Raw genomic sequence first — 9158 nt, 5'->3', positions numbered from 1 at the left:
GAAGGCATATTGAGCCGCCTTTTCGACTGCGGGCTTCGCGGCGCGGATCGTGTTCTTGCGGCGGCCATAATAGCCCTTGGCGGCCTTGTAGACTTTCTTGTGCTTGGCGTGAGAGGTCACACCGCGTTTGACGCGAGACATCACGGGTCTCCTTGACGGTGAAAAATGGGTGACGAGTAGCGGCGAGGGACGCGGCGCGCGATCAGGCGTTGGGCAGGAAATATTTCTTGACGTTGTCGCCGTCGGTCTTGAACAGCACCCGGGTGCCGCGCAACTGGCGAATCTGCTTCTTCGTCCGCTTGATCATGCCGTGACGCTTGCCGCGCTGGGCGTGCATCACTTTGCCGGTGGCGGTCACCTTGAAACGCTTTTTTGCGCCCGATTTGGTCTTCAGCTTGGGCATTTGGCTCTCCTGTTGCCGTGGAAAAACCCGCCCAGGGGGCGGCTTCCCGACTGAAAATGCTCGCTAGAGCGTTGAAAGTGCTAAAGATTATCGCGAAAAGCGACAATCCGCACCAGACATCGCCACGGCAGCCCTTGATCAGCCGGGCGATGAAGGTCGCGCTTATCGCAGAACTGTCAGGCCTTGGCAACGATGAACCGCGAAATTAGCTGAAGCGACGAATCGTAAATCGCCGGCAAGCGGCACTTCGAAAAAACGGGTGAAAACGACAATGTCGGTCCGATCATTTGCCATTTCCGCACGTCTTTTCCGTCGCACCGGCGCCTGGCTTCGGATATTCGCCCTGATCGTTCTTGCAGGCGCAGCCGCGGCGCCCAGTGCAGCGGACGCGAGGGCCGTGCGCTCGGCCGGGGCCTTTGACGGCAACTGGAACGTGGTGTTCGTGACGCGCGCGGGCAATTGCAGCTCGACCAACAGTGCTCCGTTCATCGTCTCGGGCAGACGGCTTATTTCCGCCGGAGGCGGCAAGGTGACCGGTGGCATCAGCGCTGCCGGCTATGTCTCGGTGCGGATCAGCCTCGGATTGTCCGCGGCCAGCGGCACCGGCCGGCTTGTCGGCAATGCCGGTGCGGGCAGGTGGAGCGGTATCATCTCGGGCGACCGCTGCAGCGGCATCTGGCAGGCAAGCCGAGGCTAGAGCATGATCCGGAAACGTGAAATCCGGTTTCCCCTCGCGACAAACGCGGAACGCATTTGCGCGGAGATCATGCTCAACAAAGATCTAAGGGTTCCTCCGCGAATCGTCCCCGCCAAAGCGGGGACGATTGTTCGTTCCGATCGTTCTGGTTGAATCAGAACCAGGGCCTCAATCGCTTTGCGAACCGGCATCCACTTCGCTCGAAAAACGCGCGCTGATCGGCCCGATCAGCGTGGCGCCAGAACCATTACCACCTGGCGGCCTTCGAAACGCGCGTCCTGTTCGACCTTGGCGAACTCCGCGACATCGCTTTTGACCTTGTCCAAAAGCTTGGTGCCGATTTCCTGATGCGCCATTTCACGGCCACGATAGCGCAAGGTGACCTTGACCTTGTCGCCTTCTTCGAAGAAGCGCTGCATGGCGCGCATCTTCACGTCGTAGTCGTGGTCGTCGATCATCGGCCGGAGCTTGATCTCCTTGATCTCGACGATCTTCTGCTTTTTGCGGGCTTCAGCCGCTTTCTTTTGCGCCGAATACTTGAATTTCCCGTAGTCCATGATCTTGCAAACGGGAGGATTGTTATTGGGCGAGATTTCCACCAGGTCCATGCCGGCTTCGAGCGCCATCCTGATGGCGAGGATCGTCTCGACGGTGCCCTGGTTGGTGCCGTTCTGATCGATCAGCTGGACCTGTGCGTTGCGGATTTCATCATTGGTACGCGGCCCGTCTTTGGTAGCAGCGGGCGGAGCTCTGTTGGGACGGCGAATGGGTACTTCTCCAAAGTTGTGAACGAAGATTGTAGTTTGAAGGATTAAAGCTTCGCGGGCAAGCCAAGTGGCGTCGCAGCGACAAAAAAAGCATCAAATGCGAGGCATTTTGGCCACGCCGACAACGCCGTTCCTCGTAAATGGTTCACGACCGCAGATAAAGCGAGCAGGTGCGCTCCGCAAGCGGCGCTAGCACGGGTGCCGTTTTTCGAGATTTGCTGGCCTCCACAGCGAGGCGGTGATTCCAGCCGGGCTTTATCGATCCGAAATCTCAAAGGAAAAGTCTGCCGCTTGCGGTAAAGGGATCAAAGATCGGCGGTATCGGCGGTGCTTCGTTGACGGACCGCTCCGGCTCACTCAAACAGAACAAACCGAAAGTGCCCATCCATGACCGGTTCCGCGACAATCGAACAAAATCCCGGCTTCATCGAGGTCGGAAACGCGAACGAAACGCGCCGAATCGCGGTCCGCGCCCGCGCCGGCGGCTCGCCGGGGTTGTTCTGGCTCGGCGGCTTCAAGTCCGACATGCAGGGCACCAAGGCGCTGGCGTTGGACGCGTGGGCGGAGACGCAAAATCGCGCCTGCGTCAGGTTCGATTATTCCGGTCATGGCGAATCCGGCGGCGATTTTGTCGACGGCACCATCGGGCGCTGGCTGGAAGAGAGCGTCGCGGTGTTCGAGGACTTTTGCGACGGACCCCAGGTGGTGATCGGTTCCTCGATGGGGGGCTGGATGGCGCTGTTGCTGGCGCGCGAAGTCGCCGCTCGTCCGGCCCCTCGCGCCTCGCTCGCCGGCCTCGTCTTGATCGCGCCGGCGCCCGACTTCACCGAAGAGCTGATGTGGAAGGATTTTTCGCCAAAAATCCGGCAGGAAATCGAAACAAAGGGAATCTGGCTGCGCCCCTCCGAATATGGCGATCCCTATCCGATCACCCGCAACCTGATCGAAGAGGGCCGCAAGCATCTCCTTTTGGGGAGCGCCATCGAGGTCGGATGCCCGGTTCGCATTTTGCAGGGAGCGCAGGATCCCGACGTACCCTGGCGCCACGCTTTTGCGCTCGTGCACCGGCTGCCGGCCGATGATGTGGTGCTGACCATGATCCAGGACGGCGATCATCGCCTGTCGCGGCCCCAGGACATCGCGCGAATCATTGCGGCAGTGGCAGAGATGGGCTGAGTTTCTCTAAGAGAGATGCCATTCCGCCTTGACGCTCGCATCGATCTCGGCCGGCGCGGCCCTTGATGCAAGGCTCGCAAACTCGTTCGGCGGCAGTAATTGCGACAACGCCCACACGGCGGCGCCGCGCACCAATTCGCTTGCATCGCCGAGCAATCGTTCGGCTTCGGCTGCCAGCGCGCGGTCGTTGGAGTTGCCGATCGCAATCAGCACATTGCGGATGAAGCGATCGCGCCCGGTGCGCTTGACCGGCGATTTCGCAAACAGGGCGCGAAACGAAGCGTCATCGAGCCGCGCAAGTGCGGCAAGATCGGGCGCGCGCAACCCGCCTCGCGGCGCCAGTTTGGCCTCATGCGAGGCTTGCGCGAATTTGTTCCAGGGACAGACCGCCAGGCAATCGTCGCAGCCATAGATGCGGTTACCCATCGCCTTGCGGAATTCGCGCGGAATCGGCCCCTTGTTCTCGATGGTGAGATAGGAAATGCAGCGCCGCGCGTCGAGCTTGTAGGGGGCCGGAAAGGCCGCGGTCGGGCAGATGTCGAGGCAAGCGCGGCACGAGCCGCAGTGATCAATGTCGGCTTCATCGCGCGGCAGTTCGGACGTGGTGAAGATCACGCCCAGAAACAGCCACGATCCGAATTGCCGCGACACAAGGTTGGTGTGCTTGCCCTGCCAGCCGAGCCCCGCCGCTTGGGCCAGCGGCTTTTCCATGATCGCTGCGGTGTCGACGAACACCTTGACGTCGCCGCCACCTGCAGCGACCAGCCATCGCGCCAGCGCCTTCAGCCGCTTCCTGATCACGTCGTGATAGTCGTCGCCCTGGGCGTAGACCGAGATCGCGCCGCGCGTGCGCTGTTGCAGGATCGCGAGCGGATCTTCATCGGGTGCGTAATTGACCCCCAGCATGATCACGGAGCGAACTTGCGACCATAGGGTGCGCGGATCGCTGCGGCGTTCCGGATTTGCCGCGAGCCACTCCATGTCGCCATGGGCGCCTGAATCGAGGAATTCGCGGAAATGGCGGCCGGCTTGTGCAATCGCGCCGGGATCGGTCACGCCGATGCAGTCGAAGCCGAGCAGGGATGCCTGTCGAGTTAGCGACTCCTTGAGGATGGCACTCACCGGACGCTCCCCGAAGCGCAGATGTTTCGTCGTGTCCCGGACGGGGCGCAGCGTTCTCGCGGCGATGCGAAGCATCGTCCGCTACGCTGCTCCGCAGGGCCCGGACCCACAAGGTCGCCGCATAAAAGGATGGGCCGCAGATCGGCAGCGCACCACAGATGGCCGCAGAAGGTGCGGCCCCCTGCGTTGCGCAGCATCCGGGGAACGAGACCGGGGTTGTTCAGAAGTCGAGGTCCACGTAGGTCCGCGACGCCGGCACGCCTGCCAGCCAGTCGCTCAGAAGCGGACGGAACGAGGGGCGCGACTTCACTCGCGCGTACCATGCCTTTGCTGCGTCGTCCTCGACCCATGGAACGTCGCCCAGATAATCGATCGCCGAAAGATGCGCTGCGGCGGCGAGGTCCGCATAGGTGAGGCGCTCGCCGGCCAGAAAGTTCCGCGTCCCCGCCAGCCAGCCGATATACGCCAGATGATAGCGCACATTTGCCTTCGCCGCGCGGATCACATCCGCGGCCGGCGGGCCGCCGCCATGATCCTCTCTCATGAAGCGCTTGTAGATACGCTCGGTGACCAGCGGGTTGGAGGCCTCCTCGAAAAACTTTTCATTGAACCAGGCCATCAGGCGCCGCACTTCGATGCGCTCGCTCAGGGTGGATGGCAGCAATCGTCGTTGCGCCAGCGCCTCGCCATGGGTCTCATCGAGATATTCCGCGATGATCGATGCGCCCGGAACCGCGGGCCCGCCTTCGGCCATCAGTACCGGCGTCGTGCCGGCGGGATTGAGCGCCAGAAAGGCTTCGCGCCGTTCCCATGCTCGCTCTTCCACCAGACGCGTTTCGAGGCCAAGTTCGCCGACCGCGAGACGAATGAAGCGCGAATGCGGGCAGAAGGGGTGATGAAACAGCGTGAACATAAGGCCTTTGATAGATTTGTAGTCTTAATACTTCCTATGCGGCAGGCCGCCGACAGAAGCGCGCCAAACTACAGAAGCTCCAGGTCGAGGCAACCCACTGTTTTCGCGTTTTTTGACGTTGCGGTCGGGATGCGAATAAGCGAGAAGAACCCGGCTTTTTTCGGCCGAAATTGATCGCGAGGCATTGATTATGATGTCTGATTCGCTGCGGGCGGTGATTCTGGGAATCATCGAGGGCGTCACCGAATTCCTCCCCGTTTCGTCGACGGGCCATCTCCTGCTCGCCGAGCGCTTCTTCGATCTCGGACAGGGCAACTTCTGGAACACTTTCACCGTTCTGATCCAGCTCGGGGCTATCCTCGCGATCCTGGTGATCTATTTCGCCAAGCTGTGGCGAATTGCACTCGGGATGTTTTCCAATGCGGACGACCGCCGCTTCGTCATCGGCGTGCTGGTGGCATTTTTGCCGGCCGTCATCATCGGCCTGATCGCCGGCAAATACATCAAGGAGGTGCTGTTCAATCCGTGGGTGGTGTGTTTTTCGCTGATTGTCGGCGGCGCCATCCTGTTGTGGGTCGATCAGATCGATCAAAAGCCGCATCTGCACGACGCCACGAAATTTCCCCTGCTCACCTATTTGTGGATCGGTTTTGCGCAATGCCTGGCCATGATTCCCGGCGTTTCGCGCTCGGGCGCCTCGATCGTTGCAGCCATGCTGCTTGGCGCCGACAAGCGCGCGGCGGCGGAGTTCTCGTTCTTCCTCGCCATTCCGACCATGGTCGGCGCATTCGTCTATGATTTTTACAAGAACCGCGCCGACATGACGACCGATCACTTGGGAATAGTGGCGATCGGGTTCGTGGTGTCGTTCATCACCGCGATCATCGTGGTGAAGACGTTTTTGAGTTACGTCACCCGCCACGGCTTCACGTTGTTTGCGTGGTGGCGCGTCATCGTCGGCACGCTGGGCCTGATCGCGCTGGCGCTGGGGAAGTGAAAACCGGAAAGGCTGTTGCTGTCGGCGTCATGCGCGGGCGCGACCCGCGCATCCATCGCTTCTTCAAGAAAAACCTCTAGCGAATGAATGATTGCAGCACAGGCGAGCGAAAGCACGCCTGTCCTTTCGGATGGCTATGCCCGGCAATGACGCAGTCGGGTTATCCCGGGTGCCAGCTTAAGCAGCGCCGCGCGGCTGCGAGAACTGTCCCGCCTTTCGGAAGCGCCAGAGATATTGCGGCAGAACCGCTTCCATTGAATCGGGCAAAATTCCAAGCCCTTCCAGCGTGAGCCCTTCGGCCCGCGCGCTCTCCGACACGACGTTGTCGCTGCGCAACAGCTCGACCTGGTCGGGCGTCAGCTTCAGCGGCCCCGGCGCAAATTGCAAGAACAGCGCCTGCAATCTGGCGAGCCGGAACGGCAGCGACACCAGCATGCGCTTGCGTTCGGTGATCGCAAGGATCAGTTCCATGATCTCGCGCATGCTCAGCACTTCCGGACCGCCGAGCAGGTAAGTCGCACCGGATTTTGCCTTGCCGTCCACGGCCTCGGCAATCGCGGTGGCGACATCGCCGACATAGACCGGCTGCAGTTTGGTCAGGCCGCCGCCGATCAGCGGCAGCGCCGGCGACATCCGCGCCAGCCCGGCAAAACGATTGGTGAAATCATCCTCGGGCCCGAATACGACGGAGGGGCGGAAGATCGTGGCGGTTGGGGTGGCTGAGAGCACGGCTTTTTCGCCGGCCGCCTTGGAGCGCGCGTAGTGCGAGGGCGAATTCTCATCCGCCCCGATCGCGGAAACATGCACCATTCGCGCGCCCGCGGCGGCGGCGGCCTTCGCTACCGTGCCCGCGCCTTGAGCCTGCACCGAATCGAATGTCTGCGCGCCGCCCGGGGCGAGGATGCCAACCAGGTTGATCGCGATTCCGGCGTCGCGCATCGCCGCCTCGACCGAGGCCGGGTAGCGCAAATTGGCCTGCACCGCATGAATTTGGCCGACCCTGCCCAACGGCTGCAGGTGGCCGGCCAGTTCCGGCCGCCGCACCGCGACGCGGATGCGATATTCGCGCTTGCACAGCGCGCGGACCACGCTTCGTCCGAGAAAACCCGATCCTCCGAAAATTGTGACCAGGGTGTCCAGATTCGATGCCATGGGGTCGGTTCCTGCGGATCAAATTCGGTTTCTCGCCGGCATATTTAGCCGCCTGCCGATACGCCATCAAACCCCGGGTGTACAGCCTGTTTGAGGATGACGACGACCTCGAAAGCCGCGGGCTGCAAAGCGGGGCGTGCCTTTTCGCTGTCCGGCGCCGGAGAAGGCGCGCGTTTTGCGCCAAATCGTGCTTGCGCGAAAGGCGGCGTTTGCCGAATTTGACAACCGCGCGACCGATCCTTAACTAGCGGCCCCATGCCCAGGTGGCGGAATTGGTAGACGCGCTGGCTTCAGGTGCCAGTGGCCTCACAGCCGTGAAGGTTCGAGTCCTTTCCTGGGCACCACCTAGTGTTCTCCCTCGTTCTCCACCGTTCGTTTTGTGCTACCAAGCGATTGAAATAACGTCTTTTTACATGCCTGCCGGGTGTGTACGTTCGTTCCCGTTCGTTGACAGTCGCGAAAATTGTTGGCCTTTTTGTTGGCCTTTAGGCCAACACTCTTTGGGAAACGAACATGCTCACCGATGTTGCAATTCGGAAGGCTAGGCCAGGCGAACGGCTTGCGAAGTTGTCAGATGGTGGTGGGCTGCAGCTCTGGGTCACGCCCACGGGCGGCAAACTTTGGTATCTCGCTTACCGCTTTGGAGGGCGACAGAAGAAACTGGCCATCGGTGCCTACGGAACGGCGCCGGCGGGTGTCACGCTTGAGGCGGCGCGAGCCCGGCGCAATGAGGCCAAGGCGCTGTTGCGGCAGGGTATCGACCCGGCCGCTCACAGACGGCGTGTGAAGGCCGCGCAAGCCGAATCTCTCGCCAACACGTTCGGGACGGTGGCCGACGAATTGCTCGCCAGGAAGAAGCGGGACGGTGTGGCGTCCGTCACCGCCAGCAAGGTCGAATGGCTGCTTGGCATGGCCAAGGCGTCCCTTGGACCTCTCCCGATTGGCTCGATTACCGCCGGGGAAGTCCTGCGCGTGCTTCAACCGCTCGAAGCCGAAGGCAAGCTGGAAACGGCAAGGCGATTGCGGTCTGTCATCGGTGCGGTGTTCCGTCTCGCGGTAGTGACGGCACGGGCGCCGAACGACCCGACGCAAGCATTGAAAGGCGCCATTGTAGCGCCGAAGGTGAAGTCGCGGGCGGCTTCACCGAACCGCTGGCGTTCGGTGGCTTGTTGCGGGCCATTGATGGTTTCAAAGGCCAGCCCACAACAAAGGCCGCGCTGCAATTGCTGGCCATGCTGGCGTGCCGGCCGGGCGAGTTGCGCTGTGCGACATGGGCCGAACTTGATTTGGATAGCGCCGTATGGGGCATTCCGGCCGAACGCATGAAGATGCGTCGGGCCCACCGCATTCCATTGCCTGCGCAAGCCGTTGCAATCCTCAAAAAGCTGCATCCTATTACGGGGCATCTTGTCGGCGGGCTGGTCTTTCCAGGCATCGGCAGAACCACGCGGCCAATTTCCGAAAACACCATGAACGGGGCCTTGCGCCGGATTGGCGTCTCGCAGGATGACGCTACCGCGCACGGCTTCCGCTCGACGTTCTCGACGCTGGCCAACGAAAGCGGCAAGTGGAGCGTTAACGCTATCGAGGCGGCGCTGGCTCACGTCGAGCCGAACGCGGTGCGCCGTGCCTACGCGCGCGGCGACTATTGGGATGAGCGTGTGAAGCTGATGACATGGTGGGCGGACCATCTCGACACGTTGCGAAACGGTGGGCGAGTGTTGCAGTTCAAGGGGGCGTAGCTTGAGCAACGCCAATAGACAAACTGACTATCCACGGCTTCCGCTCGAGTTTATCGAAAAGATCAAGCGAACGTAGTCTCGCTGGGTCGCCGTCGGCCAGGTTAAGGAGACGGAATGACAGGCGCTTCCTCGAGGTTTGATGAGCACCAAATTCGGCTAATTCTTAACTCATTGCCCGACGGAGTTAGC

Annotated in this window: 11 protein-coding genes and 1 tRNA gene; 6 read left to right on the top strand and 6 right to left on the bottom strand. The window is 61.4% G+C overall.

The features are described 5' to 3' along the window. Together VNX23_RS30765 and rpmI are read right to left on the bottom strand one after the other, a co-directional pair. Positions 1 to 141: 50S ribosomal protein L20 (locus VNX23_RS30765; protein ID WP_325635696.1), on the bottom strand; the 141-nt coding region annotated here is incomplete at its 3' end. Positions 142 to 202: 61 nt separating this feature from the next. Next, positions 203 to 403, bottom strand: coding sequence for a 50S ribosomal protein L35 (gene rpmI / locus VNX23_RS30760; protein ID WP_008539890.1), 201 nt, complete (start codon positions 401 to 403; stop codon positions 203 to 205). Positions 404 to 674: 271 nt separating this feature from the next. On the opposite strand from rpmI, the gene VNX23_RS30755 reads away from it, so the two are divergent. Then, a complete protein-coding gene (locus tag VNX23_RS30755; protein ID WP_325635619.1) occupies positions 675 to 1100 on the top strand; it encodes a hypothetical protein in 426 nt (141 codons plus the stop codon). 227 nt (positions 1101 to 1327) lie between these two features. Here VNX23_RS30755 and infC read toward each other — a convergent pair whose 3' ends face one another. Further along, positions 1328 to 1867 (bottom strand): translation initiation factor IF-3, encoded by a 540-nt coding sequence (infC, locus tag VNX23_RS30750; protein ID WP_325635694.1) that lies wholly within the window; start codon positions 1865 to 1867, stop codon positions 1328 to 1330. Between the two features lie 387 nt (positions 1868 to 2254). Between infC and VNX23_RS30745 the strand changes: the two genes are divergently transcribed. Beyond that, the gene (locus VNX23_RS30745; protein ID WP_325635617.1) at positions 2255 to 3043 is read left to right on the top strand and encodes an alpha/beta hydrolase; all 789 of its coding nucleotides are present in this window, start codon (positions 2255 to 2257) and stop codon (positions 3041 to 3043) included. A 6-nt stretch (positions 3044 to 3049) separates the two neighbouring features. On the opposite strand, the gene queG is transcribed toward VNX23_RS30745, so the two are convergent. Together queG and VNX23_RS30735 are read right to left on the bottom strand one after the other, a co-directional pair. Next, positions 3050 to 4165: a tRNA epoxyqueuosine(34) reductase QueG gene (gene queG / locus VNX23_RS30740; RefSeq protein WP_414643114.1), complete on the bottom strand. Its 1116-nt coding sequence runs from the start codon at positions 4163 to 4165 to the stop codon at positions 3050 to 3052. A 220-nt stretch (positions 4166 to 4385) separates the two neighbouring features. Then, positions 4386 to 5078 carry a glutathione S-transferase family protein gene (locus VNX23_RS30735; RefSeq protein ID WP_325635613.1) on the bottom strand — a complete coding sequence of 231 codons (693 nt, stop codon included), beginning with the start codon at positions 5076 to 5078 and terminating at the stop codon, positions 4386 to 4388. A 190-nt stretch (positions 5079 to 5268) separates the two neighbouring features. Here VNX23_RS30735 and VNX23_RS30730 point away from each other — a divergent pair, with 190 nt between their 5' ends. Continuing rightward, complete coding sequence (locus VNX23_RS30730; RefSeq protein ID WP_325635611.1) at positions 5269 to 6075, top strand: undecaprenyl-diphosphate phosphatase; 807 nt, start codon at positions 5269 to 5271, stop codon at positions 6073 to 6075. Positions 6076 to 6252: 177 nt separating this feature from the next. Here the strand turns inward: VNX23_RS30730 and VNX23_RS30725 are convergent, their stop codons facing one another. Beyond that, the gene (locus tag VNX23_RS30725; RefSeq protein ID WP_325635609.1) at positions 6253 to 7227 is read right to left on the bottom strand and encodes a complex I NDUFA9 subunit family protein; all 975 of its coding nucleotides are present in this window, start codon (positions 7225 to 7227) and stop codon (positions 6253 to 6255) included. A gap of 257 nt (positions 7228 to 7484) precedes the next feature. Between VNX23_RS30725 and VNX23_RS30720 the strand changes: the two genes are divergently transcribed. The 3 genes from VNX23_RS30720 (at position 7485) to VNX23_RS30710 (ending at position 8969) form a co-directional block, all read left to right on the top strand. Then, positions 7485 to 7571 (top strand) — tRNA-Leu (locus VNX23_RS30720). 169 nt (positions 7572 to 7740) lie between these two features. After that, positions 7741 to 8553: an Arm DNA-binding domain-containing protein gene (locus tag VNX23_RS30715; protein ID WP_325635607.1), complete on the top strand. Its 813-nt coding sequence runs from the start codon at positions 7741 to 7743 to the stop codon at positions 8551 to 8553. Further along, on the top strand, positions 8460 to 8969 hold the full coding sequence (locus tag VNX23_RS30710) for a site-specific integrase (protein ID WP_325635692.1): 510 nt from the start codon (positions 8460 to 8462) through the stop codon (positions 8967 to 8969). Before VNX23_RS30715 ends, VNX23_RS30710 begins: the two co-directional genes overlap by 94 nt. The last annotated feature ends 189 nt before the right edge of the window (positions 8970 to 9158 follow it).

The sequence above is a fragment of the Bradyrhizobium sp. genome (genome assembly GCF_035570375.1).
In the GTDB taxonomy this organism is placed as follows: Bacteria; Pseudomonadota; Alphaproteobacteria; order Rhizobiales; family Xanthobacteraceae; genus Bradyrhizobium.
Note: the sequence above shows the minus strand (reverse complement) of the source record. Positions and strands in the feature narration are given on the sequence as shown.